Origin of the sequence: Streptomyces blastmyceticus (assembly GCF_039521185.1) — a bacterium.
GTDB classification, from domain to species: domain Bacteria; phylum Actinomycetota; class Actinomycetes; order Streptomycetales; family Streptomycetaceae; genus Streptomyces; species Streptomyces blastmyceticus.
Window position 1 is genome coordinate 991,667 of sequence record NZ_BAAABW010000026.1, and the last position, 18,753, is coordinate 1,010,419.

Annotated in this window: 18 protein-coding genes; 14 read left to right on the forward strand and 4 right to left on the reverse strand. The window is 72.1% G+C overall.

The genetic code is table 11. The annotated features are described in order from the left end of the window. Positions 1-11: 11 nt before the first annotated feature. A complete protein-coding gene (locus ABD269_RS26765) occupies positions 12-1,706 on the reverse strand; it encodes an AMP-binding protein (protein WP_344121814.1) in 1,695 nt (564 codons plus the stop codon). Positions 1,707-1,851: 145 nt separating this feature from the next. Here ABD269_RS26765 and ABD269_RS26770 point away from each other — a divergent pair, with 145 nt between their 5' ends. From ABD269_RS26770 to ABD269_RS26810, 9 genes are all read left to right on the forward strand, one after another. Then, positions 1,852-2,691 (forward strand): helix-turn-helix transcriptional regulator, encoded by an 840-nt coding sequence (locus ABD269_RS26770; protein ID WP_344121816.1) that lies wholly within the window; start codon positions 1,852-1,854, stop codon positions 2,689-2,691. 194 nt (positions 2,692-2,885) lie between these two features. Next, positions 2,886-3,293 carry an SAV_915 family protein gene (locus ABD269_RS26775; RefSeq protein ID WP_344121818.1) on the forward strand — a complete coding sequence of 136 codons (408 nt, stop codon included), beginning with the start codon at positions 2,886-2,888 and terminating at the stop codon, positions 3,291-3,293. A 36-nt stretch (positions 3,294-3,329) separates the two neighbouring features. Next, the gene (gene lysA, locus ABD269_RS26780; protein WP_344121820.1) at positions 3,330-4,667 is read left to right on the forward strand and encodes a diaminopimelate decarboxylase; all 1,338 of its coding nucleotides are present in this window, start codon (positions 3,330-3,332) and stop codon (positions 4,665-4,667) included. A gap of 156 nt (positions 4,668-4,823) precedes the next feature. Next, entirely contained in the window at positions 4,824-5,981 is a 1,158-nt protein-coding gene (locus ABD269_RS26785) for a magnesium and cobalt transport protein CorA (RefSeq protein ID WP_344121823.1), read from the forward strand. Positions 5,982-6,116: 135 nt separating this feature from the next. After that, entirely contained in the window at positions 6,117-7,298 is a 1,182-nt protein-coding gene (locus ABD269_RS26790; RefSeq protein WP_301891550.1) for a DUF262 domain-containing protein, read from the forward strand. Continuing rightward, entirely contained in the window at positions 7,291-8,415 is a 1,125-nt protein-coding gene (locus tag ABD269_RS26795; RefSeq protein ID WP_344121826.1) for an AAA family ATPase, read from the forward strand. Before ABD269_RS26790 ends, ABD269_RS26795 begins: the two co-directional genes overlap by 8 nt. Positions 8,416-8,495: 80 nt before the next feature. Then, a complete protein-coding gene (locus ABD269_RS26800) occupies positions 8,496-9,383 on the forward strand; it encodes a hypothetical protein (protein WP_344121828.1) in 888 nt (295 codons plus the stop codon). Positions 9,384-9,430: 47 nt separating this feature from the next. Further along, the gene (locus ABD269_RS26805) at positions 9,431-10,294 is read left to right on the forward strand and encodes a DUF2127 domain-containing protein (RefSeq protein ID WP_344121830.1); all 864 of its coding nucleotides are present in this window, start codon (positions 9,431-9,433) and stop codon (positions 10,292-10,294) included. A gap of 49 nt (positions 10,295-10,343) precedes the next feature. Then, positions 10,344-11,135: a COG4705 family protein gene (locus ABD269_RS26810; protein ID WP_344121832.1), complete on the forward strand. Its 792-nt coding sequence runs from the start codon at positions 10,344-10,346 to the stop codon at positions 11,133-11,135. A 43-nt stretch (positions 11,136-11,178) separates the two neighbouring features. Here the strand turns inward: ABD269_RS26810 and ABD269_RS26815 are convergent, their stop codons facing one another. Next, positions 11,179-11,946, reverse strand: coding sequence for a COG4705 family protein (locus tag ABD269_RS26815; protein WP_344121834.1), 768 nt, complete (start codon positions 11,944-11,946; stop codon positions 11,179-11,181). Between the two features lie 179 nt (positions 11,947-12,125). On the opposite strand from ABD269_RS26815, the gene ABD269_RS26820 reads away from it, so the two are divergent. Beyond that, positions 12,126-12,797: a response regulator transcription factor gene (locus tag ABD269_RS26820; RefSeq protein WP_301891556.1), complete on the forward strand. Its 672-nt coding sequence runs from the start codon at positions 12,126-12,128 to the stop codon at positions 12,795-12,797. After that, on the forward strand, positions 12,794-14,173 hold the full coding sequence (locus tag ABD269_RS26825; protein WP_344121836.1) for a HAMP domain-containing sensor histidine kinase: 1,380 nt from the start codon (positions 12,794-12,796) through the stop codon (positions 14,171-14,173). The genes ABD269_RS26820 and ABD269_RS26825 overlap by 4 nt, the downstream gene beginning before the upstream one ends. Positions 14,174-14,176: 3 nt before the next feature. On the opposite strand, the gene ABD269_RS26830 is transcribed toward ABD269_RS26825, so the two are convergent. Continuing rightward, the gene (locus tag ABD269_RS26830; RefSeq protein WP_344121838.1) at positions 14,177-14,713 is read right to left on the reverse strand and encodes a CGNR zinc finger domain-containing protein; all 537 of its coding nucleotides are present in this window, start codon (positions 14,711-14,713) and stop codon (positions 14,177-14,179) included. 124 nt (positions 14,714-14,837) lie between these two features. Between ABD269_RS26830 and ABD269_RS26835 the strand changes: the two genes are divergently transcribed. From ABD269_RS26835 to ABD269_RS26845, 3 genes are read left to right on the forward strand one after another with little or no spacing between them, the layout of a single operon-like run. Then, positions 14,838-15,587, forward strand: coding sequence for an AzlC family ABC transporter permease (locus ABD269_RS26835; RefSeq protein WP_301891559.1), 750 nt, complete (start codon positions 14,838-14,840; stop codon positions 15,585-15,587). After that, positions 15,584-15,895 carry an AzlD domain-containing protein gene (locus ABD269_RS26840; RefSeq protein WP_301891560.1) on the forward strand — a complete coding sequence of 104 codons (312 nt, stop codon included), beginning with the start codon at positions 15,584-15,586 and terminating at the stop codon, positions 15,893-15,895. The genes ABD269_RS26835 and ABD269_RS26840 overlap by 4 nt, the downstream gene beginning before the upstream one ends. Before the next feature lie 28 nt (positions 15,896-15,923). After that, complete coding sequence (locus ABD269_RS26845) at positions 15,924-16,607, forward strand: RraA family protein (protein ID WP_344121841.1); 684 nt, start codon at positions 15,924-15,926, stop codon at positions 16,605-16,607. 241 nt (positions 16,608-16,848) lie between these two features. Here ABD269_RS26845 and ABD269_RS26850 read toward each other — a convergent pair whose 3' ends face one another. Next, positions 16,849-18,642 carry a S9 family peptidase gene (locus tag ABD269_RS26850; RefSeq protein WP_301891562.1) on the reverse strand — a complete coding sequence of 598 codons (1,794 nt, stop codon included), beginning with the start codon at positions 18,640-18,642 and terminating at the stop codon, positions 16,849-16,851. Positions 18,643-18,753: the final 111 nt, after the last annotated feature.

An 18,753-nucleotide genomic window follows, 5' to 3' on the forward strand; every position in this document is an offset into this window, starting at 1 on the left:
CGCGGGTGTGGTCACCGGTGGTCTTCCTCTCGGTATTCGTCTCCGCCGCCCCGCTCGGTGCGTTCGCGCAGCTCGATGCGGCGGATCTTGCCGGACACGGTCTTCGGCAGCTCGGCGAACTCCAGCCGCCGGATGCGCTTGTACGGGGCGAGGGTCGCCCGCGAGTGCGCGAAGAGGGCCTTCGCGGTGCCGGGGCCGGGCTCCCAGCCCTCGGCGAGCACGACGTAGGCCTTGGGCACGGAGAGCCGCAGCGGGTCGGGGGCGGGGACGACGGCCGCCTCCGCCACGGCCTCGTGTTCGAGGAGCGCGCTCTCCAGCTCGAAGGGGGACACCTTGTAGTCGCTCGACTTGAACACGTCGTCGCTGCGGCCCACATAGGTGATGTACCCGTCGGCGTCGCGGGCGCCGATGTCCCCGGTGCGGTAGTAGCCGCCCTCCATCGCCTCGGCCGTGCGCTCCGGGTCGCCCGCGTATCCGGTCATCAGGCCGACGGGCCGCTCGCTCAGGTCGAGGGCGATCTCGCCCTCGTCGGCCGGGCGGCCGGTGACGGGGTCGAGGAGGACGACCGTGAAGCCGGGGCTGGGCCGGCCCATGGAGCCGGTCTTGAGCGGCTGCCCGGGCGGGTTGGCGACCTGGACGGAGGTCTCCGTCTGCCCGAAGCCGTCCCGGATGGTGACGCCCCACGCCCGCCGTACGGTCTCGATCACCTCGGGGTTGAGCGGCTCCCCCGCCGCGACCACCTCGCGCGGCGGGGTGCGCAGCGCGCTCAGGTCGGCCTGGATGAGCATCCGCCAGACCGTGGGCGGTGCGCAGAAGCTGGTGACCGCGCAGCGGTCCATCTCCGCCATCAGCCGGGCCGCGTCGAAGCGGGTGTAGTTGTGCACGAAGACGGTGGCCTCGGCGTTCCACGGGGCGAAGAGGTTGGACCAGGCGTGCTTGGCCCAGCCGGGCGAGGAGATGTTGAGGTGGACGTCGCCGGGGCGCAGCCCGATCCAGTACATCGTCGTCAAGTGGCCGATGGGGTAGGAGATGTGGCTGTGCTCGACGAGCTTGGGCCGTGCGGTGGTGCCGGAGGTGAAGTAGAGCAGCAGCGTGTCGTCCGCGCGGGTCGGGCCGTCGGGGGTGAAGGTCTCGGCGGCGGCTGCGGAGTCCTCGTAGGCGAGCCATCCGGCGGGCGCGCCGCCGACCGCGATCCGGGTGTAGTCGCCGGGCACGTCGGCGAACTTGCCGGTGTCCTCGGCCCGTACGAGCACGTGGGCCGCCCGGCCGCGGTCGATGCGGTCGGCGAGGTCGGCCGGGCCGAGCAGCGGGGTGGCGGGGATGACGACGGCGCGCAGCTTCATCGCGGCCAGTGCGGTCTCCCACAGTTCGGTCTGGTTGCCGAGCATGACGACGACGCGGTCTCCGGCCCGTACGCCCTTCTCCCGCAGCCAGTTCGCGACCTGGTCGGAGCGGCGCCGCATGGTGTCGAACGACAGCCGTGCCTCGCCGCCGTCCTCCTCGACGATCCACAGCGCGGTGCGGTCGTTGCCCCGGGCGATGCCGTCGAACCAGTCCAGCGCCCAGTTGAACTCCGCGGGGCGCGGCCAGCGGAACCCCTCGCAGGCGGCCGTGTAGTCCGTGCGCCGCGCGAGCAGGAAGTCCCGCGCCGCGCGGAACTCACCCGCCGGGCCCTCCACCGCGTCCGTCAGCTGCATGGGCGTCATCTGTCCTCCAGTTCACGGGTCACGTCACCGGCCCGCTCGTTAGCATCGTGCGACGGTGATCTGAGTCTCACCACCCCCGGACGGGGGTAGGCGCATTTCGCGGATACGGAGATTCCGACTTCGTGCCCAGGATGGGGAGGCTGTGATGGGAGATGCGGACGGGGCGGCGGAGGTACGGGCCGCGCTGCTGCGGATGCGCAGGAGTACGGGACTGTCGGTCGCCTTCGGGGGCCTGTTGTCGGGTTCGCGGCAGTTCCGGATATCGGACATGACCGGCACGACGACGCCCGCGCTGCGCGGGCTGGCCATCCGGACGGGCAGCGGGCTGGGCGGCAAGGCGGCCGCCCTGACCCGGCCGCTGTCCGTCACCGACTATCAGTCCTCGCACGTCATCAGCCATGAGTACGACGCGGCGGTGGCCGCGGAGGGGCTGCGTTCTGTGATGGCCGTGCCCGTGGTCGTACGGGGCCGGGTGCGCGGCGTCCTCTACGGCGCGCTCCGTCGGCCGCTCGCGCTCGGCGACCGGTCGCTGACCGCCGCGGTGGACGCGGCGCGGGAGCTGGAGCAGACGCTCGCCGTGCGCGACGAGCTGCACCGGCTGCTCTCCGTCGCCCACCGGCCGACCACCGACGGCCCCGCGATGTGGGAGGAGGTCCGCGAGGCCCACGGGTCGCTGCGCGCGCTGGCCCAGCGGGTCCAGGACCCCGAGCTGCGGCAGGAGCTCCTCGCCGCGTGCGGACGGCTGGCGCGGGCCTCCGCCGCGCAGCCGCTGCCCGTGGACGGCGTCCGCGTCGAGCTGTCGCCGCGCGAGGTGGACGTGCTGGCGTGCGTGGCGTCGGGCGCGACGAACGCGGCGGCCGCGGAGCGGCTGGGGCTCCGGCCGGAGACGGTGAAGAGCTATCTGCGCTCCGGCATGCGCAAGTTGGGCGTGCACACACGGCTGGAGGCGGTGGTGGCGGCCCGGCGGGCGGGGGTCCTGCCCTAGCCGGCACGGGCCGTGGTGACAGCGCGGGCCCCTGAAGACACCCCGTGCCGCGGGCGTGTCAACAGGTCGTCAAAGGAGCGGCACGGAGGGTCAACAGGCTGTCAATGAGCGGCTCCCCCACCCGCACCCCGGGCATAGCGTGTGCGAGCGGCGGCACCACCCCGCCGTACCGACACCTTTTTCCGAGGACCGTCATGCACCTGAGCCGTACCCCCTCCGAAGCAGCCGCCATCGCGGCCGTCGAGCACCCGCAGGCCGACGACGGGGAGCCCTCCGAACCACCCCGGCCCGCCGGCCCGGCCACCAGGGCGCTGCCGCTGTACGTTCCCGTACGGCGCTGCCCCAGTGGCTTCGCCCTCCGGGTCTTCCGATCGCCGCTCGGCGCTCGCACTGCCGTCGCTTTCACCACGGAGCGGCGGCTTTCGGACGTTCTGGGGACCGATCAGGCCTCCATCCGCCTGGCGCTGCCCGCCGTGCGGGCCCTGGCCGCGCCCCTCGGGGTGGGCCTCGTATCCGTCGATCCGCAGCTCACGGCCCCGCCGGCGCACCCCACGGACCCCGCCGCGCTCCCGGAAGCAGGCCCGGGCCCGTCCGGAGACTGAGGTCGTCCCGCCCACACCGCACCGAAGAAGGCTCCCGTGTCCCTCCCTCTCACCGCATGCGCCCCGCCCCACCCCTACGCGGGCACGCCCCTGTGGCCCGCCTCCACCCAGCCCCTGCGCACCGGCGACCTGGCCGTCGGCGGCGTGTCCCTCGCCGAGCTCGCCGACCGCTTCGGCACCCCCTCGTACGTCATCGACGAGGGGGAGGTGCGCGAGCGGGCCCGCGCCTGGCGCACCGCCCTCCCGGACGCGGACATCGCGTACGCGGGCAAGGCGTTCCTCTCCCGCGCGATGATCCGCTGGGTCGAGGAGGAGGGGCTGAGCCTGGACGTCTGCTCCGCAGGCGAGCTGGAGCTCGCCGCGCTCTCCGGCTTCCCCGCCGAGCGGATCGTGCTGCACGGCAACGCCAAGAGCCCGGCCGACCTGCGGGACGCGCTGCGCCTGGGCGTGGGGCGGATCGTCATCGACAGCACCGGCGAGATCGCCTCGCTCGCCGCGCAGATGCCCCCCGGCGCCCGCCAGCGGGTGCTGCTGCGGGTCGTGCCGGGCATCGCGGCGGGGGCTCACTCCGCCGTGCGCACGGGGGTGGAGGGGCAGAAGTTCGGGCTGCCGATCGCGGGCGGGGAGGCCGAGGACGCGGTGGCGCGGATCCTGGGCCAGCCACGGCTCGAACTCGTCGGACTGCACTGCCACCTCGGCTCCCAGATCGCCGGTCTCGGTCCGTACGTCACCGCGGTACGCAAGCTCGTCGCGCTGCTCGCCGAGCTCCGCGACCGGCACGGGGTGACCTTCCCGGAGCTGGACCTCGGCGGCGGCTTCGCCATCGCCTACCGGGAGGGCGACCCGGTCCTCGACCCGGCCCTGTACGCGACCCGGGTGACGGGTGAACTCGCCCTGCAATGCGCCCGGTTCGGCCTGCCGGTGCCCAGGCTGACGGTGGAGCCGGGGCGCTGGATAGCGGGTCCGGCGGGCGTGGCGCTGTACCGCGTCCTCGCGGTCAAGTCGACCGGCGGGCGTACGTTCGTCGCCGTGGACGGCGGGATGAGCGACAACCCCCGGCCCGCGCTGTACGGCGTGCGCTACACGGTGCGGCTGGTGGGCCGGGCCTCGACCGCGCCCGCGCGGTCCGCGACCGTGGTGGGCCGGCACTGCGAGGCCGGTGACGTCCTCGCGGAGGACGTGCCGCTGCCCGGTGACATCCGGCCCGGCGACGTGCTGGCCGTGCCGGCGGCCGGGGCGTACCAGGTGTCGATGGCCTCGGCGTACAACCTCGTCGGCAGGCCGCCCGTCGTGGCCGTGTCCGAAGGGCGCGCGCGGCTGCTCGTACGCCGGGAGACGCTGGAGGATCTGCGCAGCCGCGACGTGGGGGAATGACGCAGGGGATGACGAGCGGGCCGGGCCGGACCCGGCGGGTGGGGGACGCTCCCTGCGCTCCCCCGCCCGCCCCATCGGCCCCACCTGCCCCGATCGCTTCTTTTGGCCCGTATATCCTGTTGTGCGGTCCAGAACGAGCGAGAGGGAGAGCGCCCCATGCCCGAGAACCCTCCGCGCCGCGAACGGCCCACGCCGAAGAAACACTCCTGGCTGCGGCCCACGGCGACCCGCTCGAACGGCTCCGGGCGCCCGGCCCCCGCGGACCCTCCCGGTAACAGCTCCGGCAACGCCGACACGAGCGTCGTCCACGCCGCCGTCTACCGCGACGGCCACCGCGTCGCCACGCCCGCCTCGCTGGCCGACACCTACCGGCAGTTGCGGGAGCAGCCGCAGGGGATGGCCTGGATCGGCCTCGACCGGCCCTCGGAGAGCGAACTCCTCTCCCTGGCCGACGAGTTCGACCTCCACCAACTGGCCGTCGAGGACGCGCTGGAGGCCCATCAGCGCCCCAAGCTGGAGCGCTACGGCGGCACCCTCTTCGTGGTGCTGCGGGCCGCCCGCTATCTGGACGCCCCCGAGGAGGTCGACTTCGGCGAGCTGCACATCTTCGTCGGCCCCGACTTCGTGATCACGGTCGGGCACGGCGCGGCCCCCGACCTCTCCGCGGTGCGCAACCGCATGGAGGCCACCCCCGAGCTGCTGGCCCTGGGCCCCGAGGCCGTCCTCTACGCGATCCTCGACGCGGTCGTCGACGGCTACGCCCCCGTGGTCTCCGGCGTGCAGAACGACATCGACGAGATCGAGACCGAGGTCTTCAGCGGCGACCCCGAGGTCTCCCGGCGCATCTACGAACTCGCCCGCGAGATGGTGGAGTTCCAGCGCGCCACCCGCCCCCTGGTGGGCATGCTGCACAACCTCATGGCAGGCTTCGCGAAGTACGGCACCGACGACGAGCTCCAGCGCTACCTCCGCGACGTCGCCGACCACGTCACCCACACCAGCGAACGCGTCGACGGCTTCCGCTCCGCCCTCGCCGACATCCTCGCCGTCAACGCGACCCTCGTCACCCAGCAGCAGAACGCGGAAATGCGCGCCCTGGCCGAGGCGGGCTTCGAGCAGAACGAGGAGATCAAGAAAATCTCCTCCTGGGCGGCGATCCTCTTCGCCCCTACGCTGGTCGGCACCATCTACGGCATGAACTTCCAGGCGATGCCCGAGCTGCACTGGGCCTTCGGCTACCCGTTCGCGATCGCCCTGATGGCCGTGGTGTGCGTGAGTTTGTACTTCATCTTCAAGCGGCGCGACTGGCTGTGAGCAGACGCGCGGGACGGTTGCCCGGACGTTGCGCCCGTTCACGGATCACCCGAGCCCTCCCGGACAGCCCACGCACGCTTACGATGCATTCGTGGACGACGGAGCCCGACGACGGAGAGGCAGTTCGGAGAACCCATGAGTGATGGCACGACCACTCCCGAGGCCGGCTTCGTCCAGGACAGGATTCCCGTCGAACTGGACGAGACAGGTTTCAGTACCGATGTGGAGAAGGAGGACATCGGCGAGCGGATCGACAGCCCTTTCGATCCCGATCTGATCGAAGTGCAGACCCGTAATCCAACGGTCGCTCTGCTCCTCAACCGGATCCGGCGCGGCACGATCGACCTCGCTCCCGACTTCCAGCGCCGGGCCGGCATCTGGACCCAGCAGGCCCAGAGCCGGCTCATCGAGTCGCTGCTCCTGCGCATCACCCTGCCGACTCTCTACGCCGCCGAGGGCGAGGAAGACATCTGGGCCATTGTGGACGGGGTCCAGCGTCTCTCCACGATCGCCCGTTTCGTCACACCCGAGCACATCGGCGCCACCCCTTTGCGCCTGACCGGGCTGGAGTACCTCACAGAGTTCGACGGATGCGCGTTCGGTGATCTGCCCGGCCGACTCCAGACTCGGATAGAAGAGACGGAACTTGTCGTTCTCCTCATTCGGCGGGGCACGCCGGAGGAGGTCAAATTCAACATCTTCGCCCGTATCAACACGGGCGGCCGGCCACTCACCCGCCAGGAGCTCCGCCACGCCTTGATCCCCGGTCCGGCCCGCTCGTTCCTGGCAGAGCTCGCACACTCCCATGCGTTCCGGCAAGCGACCGGCGGGAGCGTGTCGGCTGAGCGGATGTCCGACCGGGAGATGTGCCTGCGCTTCCTCGCCTTCTCCCTCACACCGCCCGAGGACTACGCGAGTGGGGACTTCGACAAATTCCTCCGCCAAGCCATGCACCAGGTCAACGGCATGGACTCCGCCGGGCGCGACGCCTTGCACGCCCGCTTCCTCAGCTCGATGGACGCAAGCTTCGCCGTGTTCGGCGAACATGCCTTCCGCAAGCGCTTCCGCGAGATCACCCGCCGTTCACCGGTCAACAAGGCACTCTTCGAAGCACAGTCGGTCACGCTCTCCGGATACACCAAAGGCATGATCGATCTGCTCGCTGAGCGCCACTCACAGGTCGAGGAAGGCTTCCTCGACCTCATGGACGATGCCGACTTCTTCAACGCCGTGTCCGCGGGCACCGGCGATGTCGGCAAGGTCAGACTCCGTTTCCGCATGCTGGACGAAATGTTCTTGGAGGTTTTGAATGCTTGAGCGCATCGGCATCATCAATTTCAAGGCATTCGGCCGCCAGAACCTCGCGCTCGCCCCCTTCACCCTCCTCACCGGCCTGAATTCCTCCGGCAAGAGCACCGTCCTCCAGGCATTGGCCCTGCTGCGTCAGTCGTACGAAGCGGGGGTCCTGGAGGACGGCGGTGAATCCGGACTGCTCCTCAACGGCGAGTTCGTCCAATTGGGCACCGGACAGGATGTCCGGCACGAGGCCTACCCCAAGGACGATCCCGATATCGGGTTCAGCGTGGCGACGGCCGACGCTGCCGGGGAGCCCTTCACCTGGCACGCCGCATACGGCTCCGAGGACGACCTGCTCAAGCTGGTCGCCGCGCCATCGGCACAGCCTCTTCTGGACGCCCTTCCCACACTCTTCGGCCCGGGGTTCCAGTATCTGAAGGCAGATCGCATCGTCCCGGACATCAGCTATCCGCGCTCGCACCACGCCGTCGTACGGCGCGGGTTCCTCGGAGCCCGTGGCGAGCACACGGTGAACTACCTGCGCGTCCACCAGGACGAACCCGTCGAGGCGGCCTCCTTGCGGCATCCGTCCGCCGCCTCGGGGACACTGCTCGCGCAGACGGAAGCGTGGATGCAGCAACTCTGCCCAGGCGTGAACCTCCAGGCTGTCGGTATCGACGGCACGGACACCGTGCGGTTGAGCTACGGCTTCGGGTCAGGCGTGAACGCGTCGAACCGGTACCGACCCACGAACGTCGGTTTCGGCCTCACCTACGCACTGCCCATCGTCGTCGCATGCCTCACCGCCCGGCCGGGTTCGCTCATCCTGCTGGAAAACCCGGAGGCCCATCTCCACCCCCAGGGTCAGACCTCGCTCGCCTACCTGGCAGCTGCCGCCTGCGCGGCCGGCGCGCAGCTCATCGTGGAGACACACTCCGACCACGTCCTCAACGGTCTGCGAATTTCGGTCAAGAACGGCCGCATCGCGGCGGCCTCGACAGCCGTGCACTTCTTCCGCCGCAACGACCAGAGCGGGGAGGTCATCAGTCCTCTGATGGGCGACGACGGCATGCTGTCCGAGTGGCCACAAGGGTTCTTCGACGAGTGGGAGAACTCCCTCGATCAGCTGCTGGACTGAGCGGGACCGTCAGAGTTCACGATCACCACAACCTGGGGCGGGGAGTGCCACTTCTACTCTTTCTCAACGAGCGGTCCTGTATGGCGGACGCCTCCCCTGCGGAGGTCGGTGAAGCGATGGAGGAGCTGGTCCGGGTACTGCGCGAGGCCCGGTCGTGGCGTGAGATCGCTCTCGTCACTCAGTCGCCGCTCGCCTCGTCCGAGCTGGCCCGGGGGTATTACTACCAGCAGTGGGCGGCCGACAACCGTCACCGCAACCAGCGTCAGTTCATCAAAGCCCTACGCAACCGGGCGCCTTTCACCGATGTTCTCTCCCAGGATGTGAATCCAGGAGAGATCGAGCACGAGCACGCTGGTGAACGTGTCGAGGGAATCGGTGCCGCCCATCTCATGGATGGCCTCTGCCTGAGTCTGCCCGTGTCGGAGGTATGGCAGCGGTCATGGCTGGAGGTCACCGTTCGCACACTGGTCGAGGGCAACGACGGCGAGCTGTCCATGGTCGAGACGACCGAGAGCGTACGGCACAGCTCGTGCCGTACCGACCTCAAGCCGCACGAACAGTGGGGCCGGTCCGCCGGGCTCGAATCCATCGGCTCCCCGACACAACTATGGGAGCAGCGAGCCGACTTCTTCCCCTCCCTCCGCTTCCTTCCCCGGGTCCTGAACGATCTTCAAGCCCTCCAGCCCGCATGGTTCGTACAATCGCGTCGGCTGCTGGCACGCCTCGAGGAGTCGGCCGCACGCTGGAACCCCGCCGAGACCGCCGTCCCGGCCTGGCAAGGAGCGAAGGTCACGCCGGAACACGAGCAGCGCAGGCGCCTGTGCCGCTTCACCGACGAGGGCGGAGAGGAGCATTGCTACGACTGGCACGGCCGCTTCACACCGGGGGCAGGGCGTTTGCATTTCCGTCTCGTGCCCAAGGAAGGGATGTTGGAGATCGCCTACATCGGGCGCAAGCTCGGGTCGTAGGAGCGGCCGACGGTCCGCAGGGCCGTCAGTTGTACCGAGGAGGAGCAGTGGCGGACGAGCCGGAGACGGTGCATGCCCCCGGTGTGCGGCGGCGGAAGCGGAAGTTGTGGTACGAGCTGATCGAGTGCGGGCTGCACGGGCACCGTCTGGAGGGCACGGACGCCGCGCGGGTGCGGCCCGGGGACGCGCTGTTCGTGCGGGAGGCCGACGGGGTGCGGTGGCACCGCTGTCTGCGCTGCGACGCCTGGCTGCCGCTCCCGCCGCCGGAGAGTCCCGGCAGGGAGACGCCTCCGGAGCGTGAGGCGATCGAACTGCCGCTGCGGGGCAGGCCGTTGCGGGACCGGTACGTGCTGCGGCTGATCGCCATCGACCGGATGGTGCACTTCGTGGTGCTCGCCGTGCTGGCCGTCGCCGTGTTCGTGTTCGCCGGGGAGCGCGCCCGGCTCAAGGACCCGTTCTACCGCGTCGTGGACGCCCTGCAGAACGGCGTGGGCGGGCCCAGCGGCCGGTCGGGGCACGGGCTGCTCGGGGAGCTGGACAAGGCGTTCAAGGCGCACACCTCCACGCTGTGGCTCATCGGGCTGGTGATCGCGGTGTACGCGGTCCTCGAAGGTGTGGAGGCGGTCGGGCTGTGGCGGGCCCGGCGGTGGGCGGAGTACCTCACTTTCGTCGCGACCACGGTGCTGCTCGTGCCCGAGGTCTGGGAACTCACCGGGCGCATCAGCGCGACCAAGATTCTCACTCTGGTGATCAACCTCGCGGTCGTGGTCTATCTCCTCTTCGCCAAGCGGCTGTTCGGCCTGCGGGGCGGCGGCCGCGCCGAGGAGGCCGTGCGCGCGCACGACACCGGCTGGCACGCCCTCGAACGCGTCTACCCCGGCCCGCGCCCCGCCCGGCCGCACGCCCCGTGACCGGAGCGTGCTCAGGCTGCGTACAGGTGAGCCGTGCCAGCCTCGCGCCATGACCATCACGACGGGGCATCCCGAGGCCGCCGCGCGGCGCCGCCGGATGCTGAACAAGGTTCCGGAAGTCACGCTCTACTTCTGGATCATCAAGATCCTCTGCACCACGGTGGGCGAGACCGCCGCCGACTACCTGAACCAGAACCTCGGCCTGGGCCTGACCGGCACGACAGGTGTCATGGCCGGGCTGCTGATCGCCGCGCTGGTCGTCCAGTTCACGTCCAAGCGGTACGTGCCGGCCGTCTACTGGATCTCGGTCGTCCTGATCAGCGTCGTCGGCACGCTGGTGACCGACAACCTGACGGACAACCTCGGGGTGCCGCTGGCGGTGGCCACCGCCGTCTTCGGCGCCGCGCTGGCGGTCACCTTCGCGGTCTGGTACGCGTACGAGAAGACCCTGTCCATCCACACGGTCCACACCACCCGGCGCGAGGCCTTCTACTGGTCGGCCATCCTCTTCACCTTCGCCCTGGGCACCGCGGCGGGTGACTTCGCGGCGGAGCAGCTGAACCTCGGCTATCCGGTGTCGGCGCTCCTCTTCGGCGCGGTGATCGCCGCCGTGGCCGTCGCGCACCTGAGGTTCCGGCTCGACGCGGTCGTGGCCTTCTGGATCGCGTACGTCGTGACGCGGCCGCTCGGCGCGTCGCTCGGCGACTATCTGTCCCAGGCCTGCGCCGACGGCGGGCTGGGGCTGGGCACGGTCGCGACCAGCGCGGTCTTCCTCGTCACGATTCTCGGCCTCGTCGGCTATCTGTCCTATCTGTCGGTCGTGCGCGAGGACCGGGACTGACGGTGCCGGGTACGGGCGCGGCCCCGGGGCCGCGCCCGTACCGTCAGACGGCCGCCGGGCTCTTCCGCTCCTCCTCGACGGCTCCGCGCTTCGGCTGTTGCCGCACGGTGCGGACGATCAGCACCGCCAGGACCGCCAGCAGGACGGCCGACGAACCCACCGTGCCGTAGCCGAGGCCGCCCTTGGCGCCCGGCTTGCTGAGGAAGTCCCCCACGGTCGCGCCCAGCGGGCGGGTCAGGACGAACGCCATCCAGAACAGCAGGGTGTCGGAGATCCCTCCGGCGTACTTGGCGGCGACGATCAGCGCCAGCGCGCCACCGACCAGGAGCGCCCCTCCGGAGTAGCCGAGGCCGGAGCTGTCGGCCAGGAAGTCGCCGAGGGACGTGCCCAGCGTGTTGGAGATCAGGATGGCCGCCCAGTAGAGCAGTTCGCCCCTGAGGGTGCCGATGCTCTGGACGTCGAAGGAGTGGCCGCTGCGCTTCCACACCGCGAACACGACGGCCAGGGCCGTGATCAGCACCAGCGCGCCCTTGGCGTAGCCGAGCCCCGCGGTGCGGTTCATGAAGTCCGACACGGTCGTGCCGGCGGTGCTCGTGGAGAGGATGACCGACCAGTAGAGCACCGGGTGGAAAGCGCGGACCCTCAGCTGCGTCACGAGGCTCGCGAGGAAGAGCCCGACCAGGATCACGGAGCTGACAAGATAGCCGACGGCCATGGTCTGGGCGAGGAGGTCCCCGGCCGTCTCCCCCAGCGTCGTCGCGGCGATCTTCATGATCCAGAAGGCCAGGGTGATCTGCGGAAGCTTGTTCATTCATCCCGTTTTCGCCGTGGTCACCGGGCGCGGCCGAAGACCGGTCGAGAGACTTGTGACGGGGAAGCGTAGGGCTCCGCGGGCGTGTGTGGCTGAACAGAACCTGAGCGCGTGAACCACGCCGCCCGGCCCGTACGTCCCCGGCGTGGCCGGTGGGCGGGCCGGGCGATACTGGGCCCGTGACCGTACACCGGGTGCTGGTCGTCGAGGACGACCACGGACTGCGCGACGTGCTCGCCCGCGGCCTGCGGGAGGAGCGCTTCGACGTGCTGACCGCCGCCGACGGGGCGGCCGCCCTCCGGGCGGTGACCGGCGAGGGGCGGGTGGACGCCGTCGTGCTGGACGTGGGCCTGCCGGATTCCGACGGGCGTGACGTCTGCCAGGCGATGCGCGCCCGGGGGCTGGACGCCCCTGTGCTCTTCCTCACCGCGCACGACGGCCTCACCGACCGGCTGTCGGGCTTCTCCTCCGGCGGGGACGACTATCTCTCCAAGCCGTTCCACCTGGTGGAGCTGGCCGCCCGGCTGCGGGCCGCGCTGCGCCGCGCGGGCCGCAGCGCGGCGGTCGACGTCGGCGGGATCCGGCTGGACCCCACCCGCCACCTGCTGGAGCGCGAGGGCCGGACCGCCCCGCTGACCCCGACCGAATTCCGGCTGCTGGCCTGCCTGATGGCCGAGCCGGGCGCGGTCGTACGCCGCCACGGGCTGATCAGGGCGGCGTGGCCGGAGGGCGCGCTGGTCACGGACAACACCCTGGACCAGTATCTGGCGCGCCTGCGCCGCAAGCTGCGCGCCGTGGGCGGCGACCGCGGCATCGGCACCGTACGCGGAGTGGGGTACCGGTTCGAGTGAACGCGTTCGCACCGGGCCGGTGGTGGCGCCGCGTACGCCCCGGCACCCTGCGCGGCCGGCTGGCGCTGCTCGCCCTGGTCACCACCGCGGTCTGGGTGGTCCTCCTCACCTGTGCCTTCAACGTCGTGCTGAGCGGGCGGCTGCGCGCGGAGGCCGACGACCTGCTCCGCACCCGCGCGGAGGCGGCCGCCGCGACCGTGCACGTCGGCCCCGACCGGTCCCTCACCGTCCGCGAACCGGCCGACGACCGCGCGCTCGACACCGGCATCTGGATCTACCAGGGGTCCCGCGCCCTGGAACAGCCCTCCGCGACCGAGCGGGACCGGCGGCGGGCGGACGGACTGGCCGGGCGCGGCCGGGCCTTCGCCGAGACCACCGGGCCGGCCCCCACCCGGCTCTACGCCCTGCCGGTCCTCGCCGAGGGCCGCCAAGTGGGAACCGTGGTCAGCGCGGTCGGGCTCGATCCCTACCGGCACACCGCCCGGTCCGCGCTCGTCGGCTCCATCGGCCTGGCGCTGCTGCTCCTCGCCGGTGTGTATCTGATGACCCGGGCCGTGGTCGGGCGCGCCCTGCGCCCCGTGGCCGCGATGAGCCGGCAGGCCGCCCGGTGGAGCGGCCACGACACGGACCGCCGGTTCGGGGACACCCCGCGCCCGGCGGAGCTCGGCGCCCTCGCCGGGAACCTCGACGAGCTGCTGGACCGGCTGGCCGCCGTGCTCCGCCACGAGCGGCAGCTGAGCGCCGAGCTCTCCCACGAGCTGCGCACCCCGCTCGCCCGGATCACCGCCGAGACGGACTGGCTCCTGGCCCGCTCCCGCGACCCCGCGCAGCAGAAGGCCGGTCTTGAGGCGATCTCCGCCGGGGCCGACCGGATGCGGACGATATGCGAGACGCTGCTGAGCGACGCCCGCGCCCGCACCTCCGAGGCGCCCGGCAGGTGCGCGCTCGGCGCGCTCGCCCGGGACCTGGCCGCCCGCGCCGCGCACGAGCTGCCCGCGGCCCCGCCGGTCACGGTCCGCCTCGCGGACGAGGAGTCCGCCCTGACGGCCGGTGTCTCCCCGGCGGTCGCCGAGCGGATCCTCGCCCCGCTGCTGGACAACGCCCGCCGCTATGCGGCCGGGCACATCGCCCTGGAGTGCTCCGCCCGGCCCGAGGGCGTACGGGTGGTGGTGGCGGACGACGGCCCCGGGGTGCCGGACGGCGCCCGCGAGGCGGTCTTCGAGCCCGGGCACCGCGCGCACCCGGCGGACGGGCACGACGGGGCGGGTCTGGGCCTTCCGCTGGCCCGGCGCCTGGCCCGCGCGGCGGGCGGCGAGCTGACTCTCGAACCCGCCGCGCGCGGCGCCCGGTTCGTGGTCACGCTGCCGCCGGGCTGATCGTCAGCCCCCCTGGGGCACCGCTTCCGCCTTGCGCCGGGCCCGGTGGGCGGCGGCGTGGGCGCGGTTGCCGCAGATGAGGGGGGAGCAGTAGCGGCGGGACTGGTTGCGGGAGGTGTCGACGAAGACCTCGGCGCAGCGGTTGCCGACGCAGACGTGGAGGCGGTCCATCCCGCCGGTGGTGATGACGCCCAGCAGGGCCATGGCGGCGTTGGCGGCGTAGCGGTCGACGGGTGAGGCGTCGGGGGCCGCGACGTGGAGGTGCCAGGTGCCGTCGTGGTCGGTGTAGTGGGGGACGGCACGGTGGTCGGCGAGCACGCGGTTGAGCAGGGCGACCGCGGTGGCCTCGTCGGGGGCGCCGAAGACCTCGCGCAGCACGGGGCGCAGCCGGTGGGCGGCGGCGAGGTCGGCCTCGGAGAGCTCGGCGGCGAGGGGCATGCCGTGCTGGGCGAAGAGAGCGGACAGCCCGTCAACTTCCGGCATTTTTTCGATATTTCGCACGATGTTGTAGGTGTTGACCAGGTCTTCAGCCAGCGTCACCGAAGGCTCCGAGTAACTAGTAAACCTCACCATGACTCCGTACTATGGCTGTCAGTCGGCGGCGCCGTGCACGCGGCTGTCGCGGCACCGCACCCTGTTTGCCCGCTCCGAAGCAGAGGGCTCGATGGATTCACAAAAGGAATTACCCAACCCGGCCACCTCCGGCTCTCCTGTTTCCGATGCGGTCCCCGACGGGGGAACACATTCTCCCTCGGCGGGATTCCGGGAGGAAGCGGTCCAGGGGCTGCGGGCCGCGGTGCCGCTGGCCGTGGCGGTCTTCGGGTTCGCCGTGTCGTTCGGCGTGGTCGCCCGTGCGGCGGGCATGGGGGTGCTGGCGCCGCTGGTGATGTCGGTGACGACCTTCGCGGGCTCCGCGCAGTTCGCGGCCGCGTCGGTGCTGGGCACGGGCGGTGGCATCGCGGCGGCGATCGTGGCGGCCGTACTGCTGAACTCCCGCTATCTGCCCATCGGCATCAGCGTGGCCCCGGCGATGACGGGCGGGGTGCTCAAGCGGTTCCTGTCCGCCCAGTTGGTGGTCGACGAGTCGTGGGCCGTGGGCCACATCGGAGGCGGCCGCTACTCCCGGGGGCGGCTGCTCGGCGCGGGCGTCCTGGTCTACGCCGCCTGGGTCGGCGGCACCGCGGTGGGGCTGCTGGGCGCGCACTATCTCGGCGACCCCGAGCGCTTCGGTCTCGACGTGGTCTCCCCCGTGCTCTTCATGGCCCTGCTCAAGGGGCAGATCACCAGCAGGAAGGCGCTGGTCGCCGCCGTCCTGGGGGTCGCGATCGCGCTGACCCTGGTGCCCTTCGCGTCGCCCGGCGTCCCATTGATCGCGGCCACCGCCGCCTGCCTGCTGGGGTTGAGGAAGCGATGAGCGGACTGTGGCTCGCGGTGCTGCTGGTCGGCGCCGTTTCCATGGCACTGAAGGCGACGGGGCCGGTGCTGCTGGGCGGTGAGGAACTGCCCGCCGCCATGCAGCGGGTGGTGACCCTGATGGCCCCGACCCTGTTGGCCGCCCTGATTGCCACTCAGATGTTCGGCCACGGCAAGGCGTTGGTCCTCGACGCCCGCGTGGCCGGGCTCCTGGTGGGCGCCTTCGGCATCTGGCGGAAGTGGCCGACCCTGCTCGTCGTCGTGCTCGGAGCAGCGGCGACCGCCCTGACCCGCCTGGCCATTGGCTGACGGCCCCTCACCCCCCAGGAGAATCCGCATGGTCAGCAGCACCGAGGAGCACCCGATGTGGCCCACCGCCGCGCTGTGGGACGCCGCCGCCCGCCTGGGAGCGCCCCTCGCCCTCCCGCCCCGCCCCCTGACTCCCGCCGTCGCCGGCATGCGCTGCTCCGGCCCGCTGCGCCGGATCGCGCACACGGACGGGGTGGCGTCGATCCTCGAAGGGCTGGACCGTACCGTGCCGGGCGAGGTGCTGCTGATCGACGACGGCGGCCGTACGGACGAGGCGTGCGCGGGTGACCTCGTCGCGATCGAGTCCCGGCTCGCCGGTACCGCGGGCCTGATCCTGTGGGGCTGTCACCGCGACACCGACGAACTCGCCGCCATCGGCCTGCCGGTGTTCAGCCTCGGGCCGTGTCCGGCCTCGCCCCATCCCCACCCCGAGGGCCCGGGCGCGGGCACGCCTCTCTTCGAGGGGCGGGACGGCGACACCGTGGTGGCCGACGCGGACGGTGTCGTGGCCGTGCCGGCGGCGCTGTGGGAGGACGTGCTGGCCGTGGCCGAGAAGATCGTCCGCGCCGAGCGGATCCAGGCCGACATGGCGCTGGGCGGCGTCGGCCTGCGGGAGCAGCTCCAGTGGAGCCGCTTCCTGGACCGGCGCCGCACGGACCCGGGCTATACGTTCCGCTCCCACCTGGCCCAGGTGAACGGGGCGTTGGAGTAGCAGCCCGCTCCCCGGAGCGGTGGCGTACGGCGCCCGCGCCGGGGAGGGCACAGCACGGTCCCGCCCTGCGGGCACAACCCGCTGCCGCCGGGATGCGACAGCACGGAGATCAGCACAGGAACGTCCTTTCCCCGGTTTTCCGGGGAGGGGCCGTGGGCCCCGGCCCGGCCTTCGGTGGACCCCCGCCGCCGGAGGCCGGCCCAGGACCCACGGCCCGGAACCGCCCGTACCCGCCGAAGGCTCAGCAGGAGGGAGGATCCGTCAGATGGGCACGTACGAAGTCGAGTTGACGCCGGAAGAGCGCCACCCGCTCCGCGACGTCGGTGACGCTGTGCCCGGCGTCGTAGCAGTGGAACTGATGGGGCACCCCCCGCTCGGCGAGCCGCTCGGCGTAGGCGCGAGCCTGGTCGACGGGGCAGCGGGCGTCGTTGGTCCCGGCGCAGATGAGCACCGGGGCGCGGACGGCGTCGACGTAGGTGACGGGCGAGGCCTCGCGGTAGCGCTCGGGCACCTCGTCGGGCGAGCCCCCGAAGAGGCTGCGGTCCAGTGCCTTGATCTCCTCCATCGCCTGCCGGTGGGCGTCGGCGCAGTCGGCCACCGGCGTCCCGGCGAGCCCCAGCGCCCAGTCGTCCGGCTGGGTGCCCAGGGCCAGCAGCGTCAGATAGCCGCCCCAGGACCAGCCGGAGAGCACCATGCGGCGCGGGTCCGCGATGCCGTGCTCCACGGTCCACCGCCGCACGGCGGCGACGTCCTCCAGCTCGGTCAGCCCCACCCGGGCGCGCAGCGCCTCGGTCCAGGCCTGTCCGTAGCCGGTCGAGCCGCGGTAGTTGACCCGGACGACCGCGAAGCCGTGGTCGACCCAGGCGGCCACCGTCGGGTCGAAGGCGTCCTGGTCCGCCTCGTCGGGCCCGCCGTGCAGCAGGAAGACCGTCGGGTACGGCCCCTCGCCGGTGTCCGGGGTGCTGAGCAGGGCGTGGATCCGGCCGCCGGGGCCGTCCACCCAGAGGTCGCGGGCCTCGGCCGTCAGCGGCGGCACCTGCCGCGGGGCGGGGAACTTGGGGTCGTCGAGCAGCCCGCGGAAGGCCGGTGGCCGGGAGGAGCTCGACCACAGCAGCCAGGCGTCGCCGTCGGGGCGGGTGCGGGCGTGCTCGATCGTCCCCGGCGGGGTGTCGAGGCGGGTGAGCCCACCGCCCCGCAGGTCGTAGCGGTAGGCCGTGGACCGGGCCTCGTGGTCGTGGACCACCAGCAGGGAGCGGGCGTCCTGGAACCACTCGACGGTCACGTCGCCGGGCAGCCCGAGGCCGATCTCCGTGCGCTCGCCGGTGCGCGGGTCGAAGATCACCGGTTCCCAGCGGTCGTCGCGCTGGTGCTGGAGCAGCAGCCGGGCGTCGCCGCGGACCGGCGAGAAGCCCACGGCCTCCAGGCCGCCCTCGTCGTCGGCGAGGTCGGCGACCGTGGAGCCGTCGGTGCCGAGGACGCGGACGCCCAGGTCCCACAGGTCGCCGCGCTCGCTGTGGGCGATCACCGCGAGGTCCAGCGCCCGGGACAGGTCGACGGCGAAGGCGGGCTCCTCGTGCCGGTAGAGCAGGCGGGTGGCCCCGCCGGGCAGCACCAGGTGGACAGCGGCGCCGTCCTCGGTCGAGCAGCCGAGCAGGGCGTGGTCCTCCAGCCCGACGGCCAGGCCGGACGGCCAGTAGAGGCCGGTGGAGGGGGCCGCCGGGGTGTCGGGGCCGCCTTCGAAGGGCTGCCGCATCCACTGTCCGTACTCGTCGCCGTCGGCGTCGGCGAACCACCACACCGCCCGCCCGGACGCCTCGATGGCGCAACTCTGGGTGCCCGAGGGCCGGTCGGTGACCTGCCGGATGCTCCCGGCCGTACGGTCCCAGCAGTACACCTGGGCGATGCCGGACAGGTCGCTGACGAAGGCGCAGCGCTGCGGCGCGCTCTTGGCCCATGCGGGCAGGGTGTAGCGGGGCGCGCGGAAGCGCTGCTCCCAGCGGGGGGTGTCCACGGTGTGCGGCACGGGCGCGGTCATCGCTGCGGTTCTCCTACGGCTCCGTCGGGTGCCGGCGCGCTCCCGCGGGCGGAGAACGGCGGGCCGGTTGCGGGGTCGGGCGGCCGGCGGCCGGGGCCGCCGGACGGGCCG